This is a genomic window from Pseudomonas retamae (assembly GCF_043496865.1).
Taxonomy (GTDB): Bacteria; Pseudomonadota; Gammaproteobacteria; order Pseudomonadales; family Pseudomonadaceae; genus Aquipseudomonas; species Aquipseudomonas retamae.
Window position 1 is genome coordinate 162,691 of record NZ_JBIEIL010000013.1, and the last position, 20,257, is coordinate 182,947.

Annotated in this window: 13 protein-coding genes; 6 read left to right on the plus strand and 7 right to left on the minus strand. The window is 60.7% G+C overall.

Features of this window, described 5'->3' with window-relative positions:
* Window positions 1-35 precede the first annotated feature (35 nt).
* Window positions 36-1,430 carry a Si-specific NAD(P)(+) transhydrogenase gene (gene sthA, locus ACGSLL_RS23400; RefSeq protein WP_090284726.1) on the minus strand — a complete coding sequence of 465 codons (1,395 nt, stop codon included), beginning with the start codon at window positions 1,428-1,430 and terminating at the stop codon, window positions 36-38.
* A gap of 201 nt (window positions 1,431-1,631) precedes the next feature.
* Window positions 1,632-2,678, minus strand: a complete 1,047-nt coding sequence (locus tag ACGSLL_RS23405) for an FAD:protein FMN transferase (RefSeq protein WP_394508107.1) — start codon at window positions 2,676-2,678, stop codon at window positions 1,632-1,634.
* Between the two features lie 75 nt (window positions 2,679-2,753).
* Between ACGSLL_RS23405 and tcuC the strand changes: the two genes are divergently transcribed.
* Window positions 2,754-4,055 (plus strand): MFS transporter, encoded by a 1,302-nt coding sequence (tcuC, locus tag ACGSLL_RS23410; RefSeq protein WP_394508108.1) that lies wholly within the window; start codon window positions 2,754-2,756, stop codon window positions 4,053-4,055.
* Between the two features lie 213 nt (window positions 4,056-4,268).
* Here tcuC and ACGSLL_RS23415 read toward each other — a convergent pair whose 3' ends face one another.
* On the minus strand, window positions 4,269-5,732 hold the full coding sequence (locus ACGSLL_RS23415) for a glyceraldehyde-3-phosphate dehydrogenase (RefSeq protein WP_016775482.1): 1,464 nt from the start codon (window positions 5,730-5,732) through the stop codon (window positions 4,269-4,271).
* A gap of 354 nt (window positions 5,733-6,086) precedes the next feature.
* On the opposite strand from ACGSLL_RS23415, the gene mfd reads away from it, so the two are divergent.
* From mfd to ACGSLL_RS23430, 3 genes are read left to right on the plus strand one after another with little or no spacing between them, the layout of a single operon-like run.
* Entirely contained in the window at window positions 6,087-9,536 is a 3,450-nt protein-coding gene (gene mfd, locus ACGSLL_RS23420) for a transcription-repair coupling factor (protein ID WP_394508109.1), read from the plus strand.
* A 9-nt stretch (window positions 9,537-9,545) separates the two neighbouring features.
* The gene (locus ACGSLL_RS23425) at window positions 9,546-10,112 is read left to right on the plus strand and encodes a CsiV family protein (RefSeq protein WP_394508110.1); all 567 of its coding nucleotides are present in this window, start codon (window positions 9,546-9,548) and stop codon (window positions 10,110-10,112) included.
* Window positions 10,113-10,123: 11 nt separating this feature from the next.
* Entirely contained in the window at window positions 10,124-12,814 is a 2,691-nt protein-coding gene (locus ACGSLL_RS23430) for a DEAD/DEAH box helicase (RefSeq protein ID WP_090284734.1), read from the plus strand.
* A 129-nt stretch (window positions 12,815-12,943) separates the two neighbouring features.
* Here the strand turns inward: ACGSLL_RS23430 and ACGSLL_RS23435 are convergent, their stop codons facing one another.
* The 4 genes from ACGSLL_RS23435 to ACGSLL_RS23450 form a co-directional block, all read right to left on the minus strand.
* Entirely contained in the window at window positions 12,944-16,234 is a 3,291-nt protein-coding gene (locus ACGSLL_RS23435) for a DEAD/DEAH box helicase (protein WP_394508111.1), read from the minus strand.
* 9 nt (window positions 16,235-16,243) lie between these two features.
* A complete protein-coding gene (locus ACGSLL_RS23440) occupies window positions 16,244-16,981 on the minus strand; it encodes an S-methyl-5'-thioinosine phosphorylase (RefSeq protein WP_394508112.1) in 738 nt (245 codons plus the stop codon).
* Window positions 16,982-16,992: 11 nt separating this feature from the next.
* On the minus strand, window positions 16,993-18,003 hold the full coding sequence (nagZ, locus tag ACGSLL_RS23445) for a beta-N-acetylhexosaminidase (protein ID WP_394508113.1): 1,011 nt from the start codon (window positions 18,001-18,003) through the stop codon (window positions 16,993-16,995).
* A 158-nt stretch (window positions 18,004-18,161) separates the two neighbouring features.
* Complete coding sequence (locus tag ACGSLL_RS23450; protein ID WP_394508114.1) at window positions 18,162-18,869, minus strand: TetR/AcrR family transcriptional regulator; 708 nt, start codon at window positions 18,867-18,869, stop codon at window positions 18,162-18,164.
* Window positions 18,870-19,098: 229 nt separating this feature from the next.
* Here ACGSLL_RS23450 and lexA point away from each other — a divergent pair, with 229 nt between their 5' ends.
* Complete coding sequence (gene lexA / locus ACGSLL_RS23455) at window positions 19,099-19,707, plus strand: transcriptional repressor LexA (RefSeq protein ID WP_064588433.1); 609 nt, start codon at window positions 19,099-19,101, stop codon at window positions 19,705-19,707.
* An 11-nt stretch (window positions 19,708-19,718) separates the two neighbouring features.
* Window positions 19,719-20,192, plus strand: a complete 474-nt coding sequence (gene sulA, locus ACGSLL_RS23460; RefSeq protein WP_394508115.1) for an SOS-induced cell division inhibitor SulA — start codon at window positions 19,719-19,721, stop codon at window positions 20,190-20,192.
* Window positions 20,193-20,257: the final 65 nt, after the last annotated feature.

The window sequence follows — 20,257 nt, forward strand, 5'->3', positions numbered from 1 at the left end:
CTCCCCGGCCGGCTCAGGCCACCGGCCGGAGCCCGTCAAAAAAGCCGGTTGAGGCCGTCGTACGCGGCTACCCGATAGGCTTCGGCCATGGTCGGGTAGTTGAACGTGGTGTTGACGAAATACTTCAGCGTGTTCAGCTCGCCCGGCTGGTTCATGATCGCCTGACCAATGTGGACGATCTCCGAGGCCTGATAACCGAAGCAGTGCACGCCGAGCACTTCCAGGGTTTCGCGGTGGAAGAGGATCTTCAGCATGCCTTGTGGCTCGCCGGCGATCTGCGCCCGCGCCATGCTCTTGAAGAACGCCTTGCCGACTTCGTACGGCACTTTCGCCTGGGTCAGCTCCTGCTCGTTCTTGCCGATCGAGCTGATTTCCGGAATGGTGTAGATGCCGGTCGGCACGTCGTTGACGAAGCGCCAGCTGCCATTGTCGACAATGCTGCCAGCGGCCGAGCGACCCTGGTCGTGGGCGGCACTGGCCAGGCTCGGCCAGCCGATCACGTCACCGGCACCGTAGATGTTCTCTACACAGGTGCGGTAGTTCTGGTCGACTTCGATCTGGCCACGGCTGTTGACCTTGACGCCGATGTTTTCCAGACCCAGCTGATCGGTGTTACCGGTACGGCCGTTGCACCAGAGCAAGGCGTCGGCCTTGATCTTCTTGCCGGACTTGAGATGCAGGATCACGCCGTTGTCGACGCCTTCAACGCGGTCGTAGTCCTCGTTGTGGCGCACGGTGATGTTGTTGTTGCTGAAGTGGTAGCTCAACGCCTGGGAGATTTCCGAGTCGAGGAAGCTTAGCAACTGCCCGCGGTTGTCGACCAGCTCGACCAGCACGCCCAGACCACTGAAGATCGAAGCGTATTCACAGCCGATCACACCAGCGCCGTAAACGATCAGTTTGCGCGGGGTGTGGCCGAGGCTGAGGATGGTGTCGCTATCGTAGATACGCGGGTGATGGAAATCGATATCCGCCGGGCGATACGGACGCGAGCCGGTGGCAATGATGATGTGCTTGGCCACTAGTTTTTCTACCACGCCATTGCCGCAGACCACTTCGATGGTCTGCTCATCGGCGAAGCTGCCGGTACCGAAGAACACGTCGACGCGGTTACGGGCGTAGTAGCCGGTGCGCGAGGCGACTTGCTTGGAAATGACTTTTTCGGCGCTTTTCAACACGTCCGGGAAGGAGAACCAGCGTGGCTCGCCAATCGCACGGAACATCGGGTTGGTGTTGAACTGCATGATCTGCCGCACCGAGTGACGCAGTGCCTTGGACGGGATGGTGCCGAGGTGGGTGCAGTTGCCGCCGACCTGGCGACGGCTGTCGACCATCGCGACCTTGCGCCCCGCTTTGGCGGCGTTCATTGCCGCGCCTTCTCCCGCCGGGCCGGAACCCAGTACCACCACGTCGTAGTTGTAGACAGCCATGCGTACTCCTCAGAACAGGCCGCGGTGCCAGCAGCACCGGCGGCTAAATCACGCCGAACGGCGGCGCGAAGGAACAATTGGGGGCCAGTACAGAACCCGGACACAGTCTATAGAAGCGTCAACGCCGCGCACATTAACCCTTGGTCGCGTCGTAGGCTACTTTTGCCTGCACTACAACGCCAGCTTTCGTCTTGTCTTCAGTCAGTTTTTTGCGCCAACCAGCCGCTCGAACGCCTGACTGCTGCGGATGACAAAACCTGTATCGGCACGCTCGACGAAGAATGCAGCAATGTCATGCGTTTGGGCATAGTCCCGCGCCCTTTCCGGCCCGAGAATCAGCAACAGCGTCGATAATCCATCGGCCATCAACGCTGAAGGATGAATCACCGTGACGGACGCCAGGTCGTGTAGGACAGGCACACCGCTGCGGGCATCGAAGGTGTGGGAATAGCGCCGGCCGTCTTGCAGAAAATAATTACGGTAGTCGCCAGAGGTCGAGACTGCGTAACCGTCGATATCAATGACGCGCTCAGCAACCTGCTGATCATCGCGCGGTGCTTCCAGCGCAATACGCCAGGGCGAGCCGTCGGGTTTACTGCCTTGCGCCTTCAGCTCGCCCGTGGCTTCGGCCAGGTAATTGTCGATGCCCATGGCTTGCAGCCTGGCGGCGATGGTATCGACCGCGTAACCGGCGGCGAGGCTGTTGAAATCGACTTCGACGGCCGCGTCTTTGCACAGCCGCTGGCCATCGATGCGTAGATGCTGATGACCGACACGCTGCATCACCTCGGCGACGGCAGCGCTGGAAGGGATTTTTTCCTCCCGGCCTTGCGGACCGAAGCCCCACAGATTCAACAGGGGCTCGACCGTAAGGTCGTAGGATCCTTCGCTTTCAACCGAAAGCTTTTCGCCGACGCGGATCAATTCGAGCAGCGGTGCCGGCATGGACTGACAACTGTTGGTCGGCAAAGCGTTGAAACGCTCGATGTCCGAATCATTGCGATAAGTGGACAACTGACGGTCGACTTCGCCAAGGATGGCTTCCACTTCGCGGCGAACCTGCGCGGGATCGGCAAGCCCAGCGTGACGCACGTATTTGACCGACCACGTGCTGCCCATGGTTGAGCCGCCGACCACCTCCAGGGTGTCGCCATTGCCGCAGCCGGCCAACACCGCCGCCAACATCACAAGCCCCGCCCAGCGTCCAGTTAACAAATCTTCATCTCTGCGCAAAACCATGGCGGCCATTATGAACTACAGCGCCCGCGCGCTCGCGCCGGGCGGCAAGCCTTTTTATAAAATTGAAACAGTGAGTAACCGACCATGTCCACCACCCCGGGCACCGGCAAGGCGATCTTTCGCGTTGTCAGCGGCAACTTCCTCGAAATGTTCGACTTCATGGTCTACGGCTTTTACGCCACGGCCATCGCCAAGACGTTCTTTCCCACCGACAGCGCGTTCGCGTCGCTGATGCTATCGCTGGCGACCTTTGGCGCCGGTTTCCTGATGCGTCCGCTCGGGGCGATTTTCCTCGGCGCCTATATCGACCGTCACGGTCGGCGCAAAGGCCTGATCATCACCCTCGCGATGATGGCCGCCGGTACGGTACTGATTGCCTGCGTGCCGGGCTATGCGACGCTCGGCGTCGCCGCACCGCTGCTAGTGCTGTTCGGCCGTTTGCTGCAAGGCTTCTCGGCGGGCGTCGAACTGGGCGGTGTTTCGGTGTATCTGGCGGAAATTTCCACGCCGGGGCGCAAAGGTTTCTTCGTCAGTTGGCAGTCCGCCAGCCAGCAAGCGGCGGTGGTCTTCGCCGGACTGCTCGGCGTCGGCCTCAACCATTGGCTGAGCCCCGAGCAGATGGGCGACTGGGGCTGGCGCGTGCCGTTCCTGATCGGCTGCATGATCGTGCCGGTGATTTTCGTCATTCGCCGTTCGCTGGAGGAAACACCGGAGTTCCAGGCCAGAAAACACCGCCCTACCCTGCGCGAAATTGTCCGCTCGATCGGTCAGAACTTTGGCATCGTCATCGCCGGCATGGCACTGGTGGTGATGACCACGGTGTCTTTTTACCTGATCACCGCCTACACCCCGACCTTCGGCAAGGCCGAACTGCACCTGTCCGATCTCGATGCGCTGCTGGTGACGGTGTGCATCGGCTTGTCGAACTTCTTCTGGCTGCCGGTAATGGGCTCGGTGTCCGACCGGATCGGGCGCAAGCCGCTGCTGCTCGCGGCGACGATTCTGGCAATTCTGACCGCCTATCCGGCGCTGTCGTGGCTGGTGGCGAATCCGAGTTTCAGCCATTTGCTGATCGTCGAATTGTGGCTGTCGTTTCTGTACGGCTCGTACAACGGCGCGATGGTCGTGGCACTGACCGAAATCATGCCGGTGGAAGTGCGCACCACCGGGTTCTCGCTGGCCTACAGCCTGGCGACCGCGACGTTCGGCGGCTTCACCCCGGCGGCGTGTACTTATCTGATTCATGTGCTGGACAACAAGGCTGCGCCGGGGATCTGGCTCAGCGGTGCGGCGGTGTTGGGGTTGATTGCGACGCTGGTGTTGTTCCGTGGCAACAAGCATGAACTGCGCACGGCGCAAGCAGCCATAGCAGGCGGCGTTCGATAGCATGCCTTCGCGAGCAGGCTCGCTCCCACACTGGATCTGTGGTCGCGATCGTTCCCACGCTCTGCGTGGGAATGCAGCCCGGGACGCTCTGCGTCCCATTGGAACGCGGAGCGTCCCTTGAGGCATTCCCACGCAGAGCGTGGGAACGATCATTTTTCAGGCATAAAAAAACGCCCCGACACACATCGGGGCGTTTTCATTGACCGCTAAGGCTTAGCGCGGGAATGCTGGCGGATTTACATCAGCCATGTCTTCCATCACGCGAACCACCTGGCAGCTGTAGCCGAACTCGTTGTCGTACCAGACGTACAGTACAACGCGGTTGTCCTGAACGATGGTCGCTTCGGCGTCGACCACACCGGCGTGGCGCGAGCCAACGAAGTCGGTGGACACCACTTCCTGCGAATTGACGAAGTCGATCTGCTTGTGGAGCTCGGAGTGCAGCGCCATGTAGCGCAGGTACTCGTTCATCTCTTCACGGGTGGCGGCTTTCTCAAGGTTGAGGTTGAGAATGGCCATCGACACGTTTGGCGTCGGAACGCGGATCGCGTTACCGGTCAGCTTGCCGGCCAGCTCAGGCAGGGCCTTGGCAGCAGCGGTGGCAGCACCGGTCTCGGTGATGACCATGTTCAGCGCGGCGCTGCGGCCACGACGGTCGCCCTTGTGGAAGTTGTCGATCAGGTTCTGGTCGTTGGTGTACGAGTGAACGGTTTCGACGTGACCGTTGATGATGCCGAACTTGTCATTTACCGCTTTGAGCACCGGCACGATGGCGTTGGTGGTGCAGGAAGCAGCGGACACGATCTTGTCGTCAGCGGTGATTTCACCGTGGTTGATGCCGTGAACGATGTTCTTCAGCTTGCCCTTGCCAGGCGCAGTCAGAACAACGCGGTCGATACCCGGGCACGCCAGGTGCTGACCGAGGCCATCGGCGTCACGCCATACGCCGGTGTTGTCTACCAGCAACGCGTCTTTGATGCCGTACTGGGTGTAATCCACCTCGGTCGGGTTCTTCGCGTAGATCACCTGGATCAGGTTACCGTTGGCGGTGATGGTGTTGTTTTCTTCGTCGATGGTAATGGTGCCGTTGAACGAACCATGTACCGAATCGCGACGCAGCAGGCTGGCGCGTTTGGTCAGGTCGTTTTCGGCGCCTTTACGCACGACGATGGCGCGCAGGCGCAGGCCGTCGCCACCACCGGTTTTCTCGATCAGGATGCGCGCCAGCAGGCGGCCGATACGACCGAAACCGTACAGCACGACGTCGGTGCCTTTACGTGCGGAAGCGTTCTGCTGACCAACCACGTCAGCCATTTCTTCACGAACGAACTGCTCGGCGCTGCGGCCATTGCCTTCGTTACGGAATTTGAACGCCAGCTTGCCCAGATCCACCGAAGCCGCGCCGAGCTTGAGCTCGCTCATGGCTTTGAGCAGCGGGAATGTTTCGTGGACGGAGAGTTCGCTGTCGTCGGAAGAACGGTGGCGAGCAAAGCGGTGGGCTTTGAGAATCGCGATGACAGACTGGTTGATCAGACTGCGGCCATAGATCGAGCTCACCACGTTGTTATTGCGGTAGAGCTGACCGATAAGCGGAATCATCGCTTCTGCGAGTGCTTCACGGTCGATCCATTCACCAAGACACTGGTCGGGCTTCTGAGTCACGGTAACCTTCCACATGTAGGGGCAGAAAAAAGGGGCTACATTATGCCGCCGACAACCTGCCGTAGCAATGCGCGCTTGTCGCGCAATCGGTAACAAATTTCCGTTCAAAAAAATTACGCCCCGCGCCAGCCCAGTAAAACCGCGGCCTGCAGCGTAGTCAATTTTTCGACGAGTGTTAGACGATGTCTGTAACCCTCCGTAACACCACCCGGTTTCGGCACTACATAACCCCATAAAAACTGCTCGTTTTTATGGTTACCACTACATTTCGTCAAAACAGCGAAGATAGACGTAGTCTGCAACTGACAGCCGACACCCGACGCCGCTACAATTACCGACTTTGTCGCAAAGCCTGGAGCTCAACCTTCCGTGCCTGTTCTGCGTCTACCGCTACTCCCTGCCGAGGCAGGCAAACAGCACTGGGGCAATCTGCCCGGTGCTGCCCTCAGTCTGGCGATTGCCGAGGCTGCCAGCGCTGCCAAGCGCTTCACCCTGCTACTGACCGCCGACAGCCAGAGCGCTGAACGACTGGAACAGGAGCTGAGTTTCTTCGCCCCGGATTTGCCCGTTCTGCATTTCCCCGACTGGGAAACCCTGCCCTACGACCTGTTCTCGCCGCACCAGGACATCATTTCCCAGCGCATCGCCAGCTTGTACAGGCTGCCGGAACTGGCCCATGGCGTGCTGGTGGTGCCGATCACCACGGCCTTGCATCGTCTGGCGCCGACCCGATTCCTGCTCGGCAGCAGTCTGGTGCTGGATATCGGCCAGAAGCTCGACGTCGAGCAGATGCGCTCGCGGCTCGAAGCCAGCGGCTATCGCTACGTCGACACGGTGTATGAGCACGGCGAATTCACCGTGCGCGGCGCACTGATCGATCTGTTCCCGATGGGCAGCAAACTGCCCTATCGCATCGATCTGTTCGACGACGAAATCGAAACCCTGCGCACCTTCGATCCGGAAACCCAGCGTTCGATCGACAAGGTCGAGTCGGTCAAGCTGCTGCCGGCGCGGGAATTTCCGCTGCAGAAAGACGCGGTCACGCGCTTCAAGGCGCGTTTTCGTGAGCGCTTCGACGTCGATTTCCGCCGCTGCCCGATCTTTCAGGACCTGAGCAGCGGCATCACCCCGACCGGTATCGAGTACTACCTGCCGCTGTTCTTTGATGAAACCTCGACGCTGTTCGATTACCTGCCGCAGGACACCCAGGTGTTTTCGCTGCCGGGTATCGAGCAAGCGGCGGAGAATTTCTGGAACGACGTGCGCAATCGTTATGAAGAACGCCGCGTCGATCCCTCTCGTCCTCTGTTGCCACCGGCCGAATTGTTCCTGCCGGTCGAAGACTGCTTCGCCCGTCTGAAGAACTGGCCACGCGTGGTGGCCAGCCAGCAGGACGTCGAAACCGGTGTCGGCCGCGAACGTTTCCCGGCGCACGCGCTACCCGATCTGGCGATCGAAGCCAAAGCCACGCAACCGCTGGCCGCGCTCGCCGCGTTCCTTGATGAGTTCCCCGGTCGGGTGCTGTTCACCGCCGAATCCGCGGGCCGTCGCGAAGTGTTGCTGGAGTTGCTCGAACGCCTGAAGCTGCGGCCGAAAACCGTCGACAGCTGGCCGGATTTCGTTGCAAGCAAGGATCGTCTGGCGATCACCATTGCGCCACTTGATGAAGGCATGGCGCTCGACGACCCGGCGCTGGCGCTGATCGCGGAAAGTCCGCTGTTCGGTCAGCGCGTCATGCAGCGCCGCCGTCGTGAGAAACGCAGCGACGTCAGCAATGACGCGGTGATCAAGAACCTCACCGAACTGCGCGAAGGCGCGCCGGTGGTGCACATCGACCACGGTGTCGGCCGCTATCTGGGCCTGACAATTCTGGAAATCGACAATCAGGCCGCCGAATTCCTCACCCTGGAATACGCCGAGAACGCCAAGCTCTATGTGCCGGTGGCCAACCTGCACCTGATCGCGCGCTATACCGGTAGCGACGACTCGCTGGCGCCGCTGCATCGCCTCGGCTCGGAAACCTGGCAGAAAGCCAAGCGCAAAGCCGCCGAACAGGTGCGTGACGTCGCCGCCGAACTGCTCGACATCTATGCCCGCCGCGCCGCCCGCGAAGGCTACGCGTTTGCCGACCCGAAAGCCGATTACGCAACGTTCAGCGCCGGCTTCCCGTTCGAAGAAACCCCCGATCAGCAATCGACCATCGAAGCGGTGCGCGAAGACATGCTCGCGCCAAAACCGATGGACCGCCTGGTCTGCGGCGACGTCGGCTTCGGCAAGACCGAAGTGGCGATGCGTGCGGCGTTCATTGCCGTGCACGGCGGTCGGCAAGTAGCGATTCTGGTGCCGACCACCCTCCTCGCCCAGCAGCACTACAACAGCTTCCGCGACCGCTTCGCCGACTGGCCGGTGACCGTGGAAGTGATGAGCCGCTTCAAGTCGGCCAAAGAAGTGAATGCGGCCATCGCCGATCTGGCCGAAGGCAAGATCGACATCGTCATCGGCACGCACAAGCTGCTGTCCGACGATGTGAAGATCAAAAACCTCGGGCTGGTGATCATCGACGAAGAACACCGTTTCGGTGTGCGCCAGAAAGAACAGCTCAAGGCCCTGCGCAGCGAAGTCGACATTCTGACCCTGACCGCAACGCCGATTCCGCGCACGCTGAACATGGCGGTGTCGGGCATGCGCGACCTGTCGATCATCGCCACGCCGCCAGCGCGACGCCTGTCGGTGCGCACCTTCGTCATGGAGCAGAACAAGAGCACGGTCAAGGAAGCCCTGCTGCGTGAATTACTGCGTGGCGGTCAGGTTTATTACCTGCACAACGATGTGAAGACCATCGAGAAATGCGCCGCAGACCTCGCCGAACTGGTGCCGGAAGCCCGCATCGGTATCGGTCACGGGCAGATGCGCGAGCGCGAACTCGAACAGGTGATGAGCGATTTCTATCACAAGCGTTTCAACGTGCTGATCGCCTCGACCATCATCGAGACCGGTATCGACGTGCCAAGCGCCAACACCATCATCATCGAGCGCGCCGACAAGTTCGGCCTGGCGCAACTGCATCAATTGCGTGGTCGCGTCGGCCGCAGTCACCACCAGGCTTACGCCTATCTGCTGACACCGCCGCGCCAGCAAATCACCTCGGACGCGGAAAAGCGTCTGGAAGCGATCGCCAACACTCAGGACCTCGGCGCCGGCTTCGTGCTGGCCACCAACGACCTGGAAATCCGTGGCGCCGGCGAATTGCTCGGCGATGGCCAGAGCGGGCAGATTCAGGCCGTGGGCTTCACGCTGTACATGGAAATGCTCGAACGCGCGGTGAAGTCGATCCGCAAGGGCGAGCAACCGAACCTCGATCAACCGCTCGGTGGCGGCCCGGAGGTCAATCTGCGGGTGCCGGCGCTGATTCCGGAAGACTATCTGCCGGATGTCCATGCACGTCTGATTCTGTATAAACGCATCGCCTCGGCCACCGACGAGGAAGGCCTGAAAGATCTGCAGGTGGAAATGATCGATCGTTTCGGCCTGTTGCCGGAGCCGACCAAGAATCTGGTGCGCATCACCGCACTCAAATTGCAGGCGGAAAAGCTCGGCATCAAGAAAGTCGACGGCGGCCCGCAAGGTGGCCGAATCGAGTTCGAGGCGCAGACGCCCGTGGACCCGATGACGTTGATCAAGCTGATCCAGACGCAACCAAAACGCTACAAATTCGAAGGCGCGACGATGTTCAAGTTCCAGGTGCCGATGGAACGCCCGGAAGAGCGCTTTAATACTGTAGAGGCGTTGTTCGAGCGCCTCCTCCCGAAAACTGTTTAAGGACGCCCAATGCGCCTGTTTCGCTCGCTGACTTTGCTACTGGCTTTGGTAGCACCTGCGGCATTTGCCGATGACACCTATCAGGTCGAAATGATTCTGGTGCGCCAGAATTCCGTACCCGCCATCGTCAGCCGCGCCGCACCGGAAGACTGGGCCGCCGGCGCACAGCGTTTGAGCGATGACAGCCAACGCACGCCAGCGTTGAACGACGTGGTCAGCAAACTTGGCGCCAGCGGCGACTACACCGTACTGATGCACAAGGCCTGGCAGCAGACGCTGGGCGAAACGCCGGCGAAAGTGGCGGTCAGCGACGGTCAGGAGCAATTCGGTCAGTTCCCGATCGAGGGCACGCTGGAAATGAAACTCGGCCGCTTCACCGATGTGAGCGCCGATTTCTGGGTCAATCAGATCGACGCCAATGGCCTGGTCACCGCCAGTGAGCGCCTGAAACAGGACAGCCACACCAAGAATGGCCAGCTCAATTACCTCGACAACGGCCACCTGGCCCTGCTGATCAAGATCACTTCCCTGACCGCACCTGCGCCACGGGAAGCGCCTGAAGTCGTACCGGACTGATCGAAGTCCCTATGTCACCGCCCCTGAGCAAACCGTTGGCACCCTCGTGGGTCAGCCGGTTCAAGGAACAGAGCCTGGAGCGCGGCCGCCGCTATGCCCTGGAAAACCGCGTGCGCATCGCTCAGGTCGGCGATGCGACCATCACCGCCAGTTGCGAAGGCTCTGGCGGCAGCGTCTACCGTCAGACCATTCACTTGCGCGAGTCGGCCAAAGGCACCTTGTTGCTGGTCGACGCCGGTTGCACCTGTCCCGTTCGCAACAACTGCAAACACTGCGCGGCGGTGCTGCTGAAAGTCCAGGAAACCCTCGATTACCCCGCCGCCGCCAAAGACGCCGAGTTGCTGGAAAAACTTCAGGCAGTGCTGGAGAACCGCGGCCCGAAGGCGCCGCCACAAGTGCTGGTCGACAACGTGCAACCGTTGCCCCGCCTGTGGCTGGCCAGCGTCGAGTTCAGCGCCTTCGAACCACGCAACGGGCGGATGCAGCGCTATATCCAGCACCGTGCGGCGCTGTCGTTCAGTTATCTGGACGAGTACGTCAGCGGGCAAAAAAACAGCGACATCCTGATTCGTCAGGACACCCAGACCCTGCGCGTCAAACGCCACCCCGACGTCGAGCAGTCCTACCGCGAACAATTGCGCATCCTCGGTTTCCGCATCGCCACCCGCCAGAGCAAAGCCCTGCCGGAAAGCGCTGGCGAGCTGTATGAAATGGTCAACGACAGCGCCTGGCTGACCTTCACCCTCAACGACCTGCCGAAGTTGCGCAGTCAGGGCTGGGAATTGCAGATCGACGAGGAATTCGGCTTCGACCTGACCGCCGTGGACGACTGGTACGCCACCGTCGAACAGGCGCCGGAACGCGACTGGTTCGATCTGGAGCTGGGCATCATCGTCAATGGTGAGCGCCTGAGCCTGCTGCCGATCCTGCTCAACCTGATGCGCTCGCACGCGGAAATCCTCAACCCTGAACGTCTGGCCCGCCGTCGCGATGACGAGCTGATTCTGGTCAACATTCCGCAGCGCAACAGCGAACACGGGCCACTGCAAGTGGCGCTGCCGCTGGGCCGTTTGAAGCCGGTATTGATGACGCTGGGCGAGTTCTATTTACAGGAGCCGGGCGAAACCACCCTACGCCTGAGCAAGGCGGATGCCACGCGCCTCAATTCACTGGAAGGCATTCCGTTATTGTGGGAAGGCGGCGAGCAGATCCGCACTTTCGCCCAGCGCTTGCGCGACATCCGTGACTTCAGTGCTGAAGCGCCTGAAGGCCTGAACGCAACCTTGCGCCCCTATCAGCTCGAAGGCTTGAGCTGGATGCAATCGCTGCGGCAACTGGAAGTCGGCGGGATTCTTGCGGATGACATGGGCCTGGGCAAAACCTTACAGACCCTGGCGCATATCCTCAGCGAGAAAAACGCCGGGCGCCTTGATCGGCCGTGCATGGTGGTGATGCCGACCAGCCTGATTCCGAACTGGCTCGACGAAGCCGCGCACTTCACCCCGCAATTGAAAGTCGTCGCGCTGTACGGCGCCACTCGCAAAAAGCACTTTGATCACCTCGCGGATTTCGACCTGATCCTGACTACCTACGCGCTGCTGCCCAAGGACGTCGAGCGTCTGGCGAAACAGCCGCTACACGTATTGGTGCTCGATGAGGCGCAGTACATCAAGAACCCCAACAGCAAAGCCGCACAGGCTGCCCGCGAGTTGAACGCACGCCAACGCCTGTGCCTGAGCGGCACGCCGCTGGAAAATCACCTCGGCGAACTGTGGTCGCTGTTCCACTTTTTGCTGCCGGGCTGGCTCGGCGATGTGAAAAGCTTCAATGCCGATTACCGTGTGCCGATTGAAAAGCGCGGCAGCGAAGTCAGGCTTCAGCACCTCAACGGTCGGATCAAACCGTTTCTGCTGCGCCGCACCAAAGAGCAGGTAGCGACCGAGTTGCCGCCGAAAACCGAGATTATCCATTGGGTCGATCTCAACGAAGCGCAACGCGACGTCTACGAAACCATGCGCCTGGCCATGGACAAGAAAGTCCGCGACGAGATCACCCGCAAAGGCGTGGCGCGCAGCCAGATCATCATTCTGGAAGCGCTGCTCAAGCTGCGTCAGGTCTGCTGCGATCTGCGCCTGGTCAACGACGCCACCCTGCCCGCCCGTGGCAGCACCTCGGGCAAGCTCGACAGCCTGATGGAAATGCTCGAAGAGCTGTTTGAGGAAGGTCGGCGCATTCTGTTGTTCTCGCAGTTCACCTCGATGCTCGCGTTGATCGAAGACGAACTGAAAAAACGCAAGATCGCCTACGCACTGCTGACCGGTCAAACCCGTGACCGACGCACCCCAGTGAAGGAATTTCAGAGCGGCAAGCGTCAGATCTTTCTGATCAGTCTGAAGGCCGGCGGTGTGGGCTTGAACCTGACCGAGGCGGACACGGTGATCCACTACGACCCGTGGTGGAACCCCGCGACCGAGAACCAGGCGACAGACCGGGCATACCGGATTGGCCAGGAAAAACCGGTCTTCGTGTACAAGATGATTGCTCGCGGCACTGTGGAAGAGAAGATTCAGCACCTGCAAAAGGAAAAGTCCGACCTCGCCGCCGGCGTGCTCGACGGGCGCAAGGCCGGGGACTGGAAGTTGCAGAGTGATGATATTGAAGCGTTGTTTGCGCCGTTGCCGGACAAGATCGACAAGCGGTGAGATTTGCGTCGCTGGCTAGATTCCTTTCGCGAGCAGGCTCGCTCCCACATTGGATCTCCAGTGAATCTGGATTAAGTGTGGGAGCGAGCCTGCTCGCGAAGGGTCCCGACTCGGTTCAAACCCTGAACCTCAATCCCTGGAAACAGGCAACGGCGCAAACAGCGCCTCGATATCGCTCTGCTCCAATTTGAAACCACCCGTCGTACCGCCTTCCAGCACCGCCCCGGCCAGCGCCGCCTTCTCCTGCTGCAGCGCCTGGATTTTTTCTTCCACCGTGCCACGGGCAATCAGCTTGTAGACGAACACCGGATTGTTCTGGCCGATGCGATACGCCCGATCGGTGGCCTGATTTTCCACTGCCGGGTTCCACCACGGATCAAAGTGAATCACCGTGTCGGCGGCGGTCAGGTTCAAACCGGTGCCGCCGGCCTTGAGGCTGATCAGAAACAGCGGCACCTTGCCACCCTGAAAATCCTTCACCGGCGTGCGTCGATCGGTAGTGTCGCCGGTCAGCAATGAATAGCCGATCCCGCGCTGCTGCAATTCCTGCTCGATCAATGCGAGCATCGAGGTGAACTGCGAGAACAGCAGAATCCGCCGCCCTTCGCCGAGCAACTCCTCAAGCATCTCCATCAAACTGATCAACTTGCCGCTGCCGGAACGCAGCGCCTTGGCCGTCAGCGGCGTGTTGATCAGCCGCAGGTCGCAACAGACCTGACGCAGCTTGAGCAACGCATCGAGAATGATGATCTGGCTGCGCGCGACGCCACTGCGAGCGATTTCGTCGCGGACCTTTTTGTCCATGGCCACGCGCACGGTTTCATAGACGTCGCGCTGGCCATCGCTGAGTTCGACCCAGTGGACGATTTCGGTTTTCGGCGGCAACTCGGTGGCGACCTGATCTTTCTTGCGGCGCAGCAGGAACGGCTTGATCCGCGCGGTCAGGTGCTGCATGCGCCCGGCATTGCCGTGTTTTTCGATCGGCGTGCGGTAGTCGCGATTGAAGGTTTTGCTGTCACCCAACCAACCCGGCATCAGGAAGTGGAACTGCGACCATAGCTCGCCCAAATGGTTTTCCAGCGGCGTGCCGCTCAGGCACAGGCGCTGGTCGGCCTGTAAATCGCAGGCAGCCTGGGCGGCCTTGCTTACCGGGTTCTTGATGTTCTGCGCTTCATCGAGAATCAGCACGCTCCACGGCTGCGGCTGCAGCACTTCCAGATCCCGTGGCAACAACGCATAGGTGGTCAGCACCAGATCGTATTCGGTCAGGCCGGCGAAGTCTTTTTGCCGTGCTGATCCGTGTAGCGCCAGCACCTTCAATTGCGGGGTGAAACGCTGCGCCTCGTCCAGCCAGTTCGGAATCAGGCTGGTGGGCATCACCGCCAACGCCGGACGATCAAGGCGCCCGGCCTGTTTTTCCGTCAGCAGATGCGCCAGGGTCTGCAGGGTTTTGCCCAGCCCCATGTCATCGCCGAGAATGCCGCCCACCCCCAGTTCGCGCAGGGTCTGCATCCAGTTCAGGCCTTCGAGCTGATAGGGGCGCAACTGCGCGTTGAGGCCGGCAGGTGCAGCGACCGGTGTGTAAGTCGATTCGCGCAGGCGTTGGGCGAAACTGCGCAGGCGTTCGCCGCCCTGCCAGGTCAGCGGCACCCCGTCGAGCAGCGTCAGACGCGCCGCATCCGGAGCGCTCAAGCGCAAGCTTTCAACGCGATGGCCGCCCAGATACAACTCACTGAGCGTGGCCATCAGCGGTTTGACCCGGCCGTAAGGCAGTGCGACTTTGCCACCGTCGGCAGCATCAATGCGCCCGCCTCTCAACTCAACCAACAGCAGCTCGTCGTCACCGCGCTCTGCCAGGGAAACAGGATCGAGCAACTGCGGCTGGCTACGCAGCAGATGCAGAAGAATCGGCAACAGGCTGTGGCGCTCGCCATTGACGACAATGCCTAATTGCAGATCGAACCATTGCCGACCGGCATCCTCTTCGATCTCGGCGTACCAGTCTTCGACCGGTTCCACGTTGAAATGAAAATTGCTGCTGACGTCGACCTTCCAGCCGGCACCGCGCAAGACCGGGACACCCTGCTGGGCAAAGGTCAACCACGCAGAATCATCGGGTAGCGTGAACATCTCACCCGGAAGATCGATGCTGCTCTTGCGCGAGGCTTTCTTGAAACCGTGTTTTTGCAGTTGTTGACGCAAGGTTTTTTCGGCGGCGGGTTGACGCTGGATACGCTGGGTTTCGGCGCCGGACAGAATCATCACTTCCGGGTTGCGATCCTGCGCCGGATGGCCGTCGTAGGTGAACAGCAAAGCGGCGCAGTGCTCCGGCTCGTATTGCCAGCGCGTGTAGCGTTTGCCGCTCGCCAGGATCAGATAAGCCTGGGGAGCCACATCCTCGACGATGCGCTCCGTCAGTTTGTGCGGAGGCGCCACCTTGGTCGCCGCGCTCATGCGATGGCTGAACTGCAACGCCTGATGCGCCGGAATCTCCGGTGCCAGGGCCAGGTGGCAGGCCAGCTTCTCATCGAGATCATTGAGTAACAGACCGATCTGGCGCTGCTCGCGATCCAGATAATAAAGCGGCTCCAGCGCCAGCACGTTTTCCACCGGCGCCTCGGCACTTGTCCATTGCGGGCGATAACTGCCGTCAGCCTGTTCGGCCCAGGCAAACTGCGCACTGCGGCTGGAGCCCGCCGTCAGCGGCTGCAAGGTTTGAAAATCGAGGAACAGCCGCGACGTGCGCAGGAGCATTTCCAGCAGCTCGGCACCGCTGCTGCCCTCCAGCGGATAACCGCTGTAATAGGCGTGATGGGAGTGCATCGCCATCAGCAACCGGGCAATGCGCAGATCCTGCTCGGTCAGGTAACCGGGCTGGCGCATCAACAGGTCCGACAGCGAGTACAACGGTTTGACGTCGCGTAGCTCACCGCTCTTGAGCTGATAAACCTTGAAAATATCCAGCTGCCACTTGCCGGCAACCGGTGAAGCCTTCAGTTGATAAAACAGCCGCGTGCTCGCCGCTTGCGAAGTTTCCTCGGCAGCCTGGGCGGTCGCGGGAATGGTGGACAGCCAATGCTCGAGTGAGCGACCGAGCTCAACCGTAGCCTCCTGCCCGGAGGCTTCGCTGACATTCATATCCAGACAATAAAGCACCGCTGCACAATGCTTGCAGTCGAAGCCGACCGGACATGAGCAATAGCAACGCAGGCCGCCCCCGCCTCGGTGCCGGGCTATGGAAAGGGTTTGCTCATAGGCCGTCTGATTGGACCCGACGCAGAATGCGGTGATTTGCCTGTCATTGACTTCGAGGATCTCGACGCGATCCTCAAGCGCATAAGCGCGAGCCTTGGCCAGCGCGTTGCTAGTGAACGCGTCGGTCCACGGCAGCGATAGGATTTCCTCGATAAGCGCGCTCATGAACAGTCCTTAGCCGGCCAATACCCGCGCCAACGTCGATTTGACCTTGCCCATGCCAGCGTGCAGCGCCTGCTCGATCTCGGCCATGGTGATGACTTCGGTCGTCTTGCCCGCCGCCGGGTTTACCACCAATGCCAGACAGGCGTAATCCAGGTCCAGCTCACGGGCAAGCGCGGCTTCTGGCATGCCGGTCATACCGACGATATCGCAGCCGTCACGCTCCAGGCGCACGATCTCGGCGACCGTTTCCAGGCGCGGCCCTTGGGTGCAAGCATAAACGCCCTGGTCGCTGTACTCGCAGCCTTCGGCGGCCACGGCGGCGATAAGGCGCTGACGCAACGCTTCGCTATAGGGAAAGCTGAAATCGATGTGCGTAACGTGTTCCAGGTCATCGGCGAAGAAGGTGTGCTCACGACCGCTGGTGTAGTCGACGATCTGGTGCGGTACACAGAAATGCCCGGTGCCCATCGCCGGATGAATCCCGCCCACCGCATTGACCGCGATGATCGCTTCAGCGCCGGCCTGCTTCAACGCCCAGAGGTTGGCGCGGTAGTTGACCTTGTGTGGCGGAAAGCGATGCGGGTGACCATGACGGGCGAGGAACAGCACTTCCTTGCCAGCGTACTCGCCAATCTGCACCTCGGCCGACGGCGCGCCATACGGGGTGTCCACCGCCAGCGACTGGCGAATGCTCAAGCCTTCGAGCTGGGTCAGTCCGGTGCCACCGATGATTGCGTAAACGGTCATAGCGAAAATCCTTAATCGATCAGTTGAGCGTCTTTGAGCGCGCCGATGGCGGTGAGCCAACGCGGATCCTGACGATAATCGGTGCTGGCAAAGGCCTGACCACGCATGCGTGCAATACGCGCAGACGGCTTGACCTTCATGCGCTGCGCAGCGCTGAGCGCGAGTTCAGCGGCGGCGCGGTCGTTGCACACAAGGCCCATGTCGCAACCGGCGGTGAGTGCGGCTTCGATGCGGCTGGCGGCATCGCCGACCACGTGAGCGCCGGCCATCGACAGGTCATCGCTGAAGATCACTCCGTCAAACTGCAGTTCGCCGCGCAGGATGTCCTGCAGCCAGCGGCGAGAGAAACCGGCCGGTTGCGCATCGACTTGCGGGTAGATGACGTGCGCCGGCATCACGGCGGCCAGCTGCTTGCTGAGCCTGGCAAAGGGTACCAGGTCGTTGGCGCGGATCTCTTCCAGGCTACGCTCGTCGTTCGGGATCGCCACATGTGAATCCGCCTCGGCCCAACCGTGGCCGGGGAAATGCTTGCCGGTGGCGGCCATGCCGGCGCCGTTCATGCCGCGAATGAATGCTCCAGCGAGGACGGCGGCGCGTTCCGGATCGCCTTCGAACGAACGGGTACCGACCACGGCACTGCGCTGATAGTCCAGATCGAGCACCGGGGCGAAGCTCAGGTCGAGACCGACCGCCAGCACTTCGGTGGCCATCATCCAGCCGCATTGCTCGGCCAGGTATTCGGCGTTCGGGTTGTCAGCGATGGCGCGCATCGCTGGCAAACGCACAAAGCCCTGACGCAGACGCTGCACCCGGCCGCCCTCCTGATCCACCGCCAGCAGCAGATCAGGGCGCACCGCGCGAATCGCTGCGCTGAGTTCGCGCACTTGTCGCGGATGTTCAATGTTGCGGGCAAAAATGATCAGGCCGCCCACTTCGGGCTGGCGCAACAATTGGCGATCTTCGGCCGTCAGCCAGGTACCGGCGACGTCCACCATCAACGAGCCTTGCAGGCCAGCAGTCATAGAAATTCCTTGGAAACAGAAAACCCGGTCGACAGCCAGTGACTGCCGTGAGCAGCACTCGGCAGGTCAGTGACTTTTCTGTTGATCGGGTTCAGAACGAGAATCGGCATGGGCGGCTAGCTTAGCGGATCCCCGCTGCCGCGCCCACCCGTGTGCGGTCAAACCTTGGCGGCAACCGGTGTCGATTTGCTGCGCGGACGCAACTGCGCAGTGGCCATGGCTGCATCAGTGACGCCGGTTTCAGCGCGCATGCCGGCGGCGAGGAATGGCACCATCAGGCGCATCACTTGCTCGATCGAGGTATTGACGCCGAAATCAGTCTCGGCAATCGCCCGCAAGGCCTTGATGCCGGACATGCTGAACGCGGCGGCGCCGAGCATGAAGTGCACGCGCCAGAACAGCTCGATCGGTGGAATACGCGGCGCCGCTTCGTTGACCAGCAACATGTAGCGACGAAATACCTTGCCGTACATGTCTTCCAGATAACGGCGCAAGTGGCCCTGGCTCTGACTGAAAGCGAGGCCGAGCAAACGCATGAAGATCGACAGGTCATTGCCGCTGCGCGGTTGAACCACCAGCGCCTGCTCAACGAGAATTTCCAGCAGCTCTTCGAGGCTCGGCTTGTTGTCAGGTTTGGCCTGGCGCCGCTCCAGCTCTTTGTCGAGGCTGATGCAAAACGGCCCGAGGAAGCGCGAAAACACCGCTTGAATCAGCGCTTTCTTCGAGCCGAAGTGATAGTTCACCGCTGCCAGGTTGACGCCGGCCTTGCTGGTAATCAAACGCAATGAGGTTTCCGCGAAACCTTTCTCCGCGAACAACTGTTCGGCAGCATCAAGAATGCGTTCAACGGTTTCCGACTGGGCCATGGCTACTCCGCCTGACAAACACTTGTTTGAAACATACGTTTCAGCCTATGCAATGTCAAGCCTGCCGGTTCGTTTTGGGAATGGTCGGTCAGCTATTTAACCACACAAGCCCGGCGGATTAAAAAGCGTGCCTGCTGACCGTCTGGCGGCGTCCCGAAAAACGGTCATTGCCAAGCTCGCTTCACTGTATATAATCCCAGTCACTGTATAAAAAGACAGAGCGATCAATATGCTAAAGCTGACGCCACGCCAAGCCGAGATTCTGGCCTTTATCAAACGTTGCCTCGAAGACAACGGCTATCCGCCAACCCGTGCGGAAATCGCTCAGGAGCTGGGCTTCAAATCGCCCAATGCCGCTGAAGAACACCTTAAGGCGCTGGCCCGCAAAGGCGCCATCGAGATGACCCCCGGCGCCTCTCGCGGGATTCGCATTCCCGGTTTCGAGGCCAAACCCGACGACTCCACCCTGCCGATCATTGGCCGGGTCGCCGCCGGCGCGCCGATCCTCGCACAGCAGCACATCGAAGAGTCCTGCAACATCAATCCGACCTTCTTCCATCCCCGCGCCGATTATTTGCTGCGGGTACATGGCATGAGCATGAAGGACATCGGCATTTTCGATGGTGACTTGCTGGCGGTCCACACCACGCGTGAAGCTCGCAACGGTCAGGTCGTAGTGGCCCGTATCGGCGATGAAGTGACGGTCAAACGCTTCAAGCGTGAAGGCAGCAAGGTCTGGCTGATTGCCGAGAACCCGGAGTTCGCACCCATCGAAGTCGACCTGAAGGATCAGGAACTGGTGATCGAAGGCTTGAGTGTCGGCGTCATCCGCCGCTAATAGGAGGCTTTATGCAGTTCCCACATACCCCTCAGCAAACACAACTGCCTTTGTTTGAAGCGTTTCTGGCGCAACCGTTGGCGCCGATCCTCAAAGACGTGGTCGAGCGCCCATGGACTGCCGAACCTGAAGTATTCAGCGAGCTGTCACTGCGTGGCGCTGCCGGGAACTGCCTGAACCTGCTCGCGCCGATCCTGCGCGAACTCAGCGAAGATCAGGATGCGCGCTGGCTGACGCTGATCGCGCCACCAGCCAGCCTGACACAGACCTGGCTGCGGGACGCCGGCCTGAACCGCGAACGCATTCTGCTGCTGCAACCGCGGGGGGCACAAAGTGCTCAGCAACTGGCTTGCGAAGCGTTGCGGCTGGGTCGCAGTCACACGGTGGTTACCTGGCTCAATCCGCTGAACGCCAGTTTGCGCCAGCAACTGATCGGCGCCGCCCGTACAGGCGATGCGCAGAGTCTGAATATTCGATTGGGTTGATGCGGAGTACGCGCTGTGTGAAGAGCAGGGCTTCTCCAGGGAAAGAGAAGCCGATCTGAAGCGGT

What these genes read in the sequence shown, in the direction of transcription:
- ACGSLL_RS23450 (WP_394508114.1), bottom strand. Translation starts at nt 18,869, where the DNA reads ATGGCCCAGTCGGAAACCGTTGAACGCATTCTTGATGCTGCCGAACAG.
- ACGSLL_RS23425 (WP_394508110.1), top strand. Translation starts at nt 9,546, where the DNA reads ATGCGCCTGTTTCGCTCGCTGACTTTGCTACTGGCTTTGGTAGCACCT.
- ACGSLL_RS23405 (WP_394508107.1), bottom strand. Translation starts at nt 2,678, where the DNA reads ATGGCCGCCATGGTTTTGCGCAGAGATGAAGATTTGTTAACTGGACGC.
- sthA (WP_090284726.1), bottom strand. Translation starts at nt 1,430, where the DNA reads ATGGCTGTCTACAACTACGACGTGGTGGTACTGGGTTCCGGCCCGGCG.
- ACGSLL_RS23430 (WP_090284734.1), top strand. Translation starts at nt 10,124, where the DNA reads ATGTCACCGCCCCTGAGCAAACCGTTGGCACCCTCGTGGGTCAGCCGG.
- ACGSLL_RS23435 (WP_394508111.1), bottom strand. Translation starts at nt 16,234, where the DNA reads ATGAGCGCGCTTATCGAGGAAATCCTATCGCTGCCGTGGACCGACGCG.
- nagZ (WP_394508113.1), bottom strand. Translation starts at nt 18,003, where the DNA reads ATGACTGCTGGCCTGCAAGGCTCGTTGATGGTGGACGTCGCCGGTACC.
- sulA (WP_394508115.1), top strand. Translation starts at nt 19,719, where the DNA reads ATGCAGTTCCCACATACCCCTCAGCAAACACAACTGCCTTTGTTTGAA.
- lexA (WP_064588433.1), top strand. Translation starts at nt 19,099, where the DNA reads ATGCTAAAGCTGACGCCACGCCAAGCCGAGATTCTGGCCTTTATCAAA.
- tcuC (WP_394508108.1), top strand. Translation starts at nt 2,754, where the DNA reads ATGTCCACCACCCCGGGCACCGGCAAGGCGATCTTTCGCGTTGTCAGC.
- ACGSLL_RS23440 (WP_394508112.1), bottom strand. Translation starts at nt 16,981, where the DNA reads ATGACCGTTTACGCAATCATCGGTGGCACCGGACTGACCCAGCTCGAA.
- ACGSLL_RS23415 (WP_016775482.1), bottom strand. Translation starts at nt 5,732, where the DNA reads ATGTGGAAGGTTACCGTGACTCAGAAGCCCGACCAGTGTCTTGGTGAA.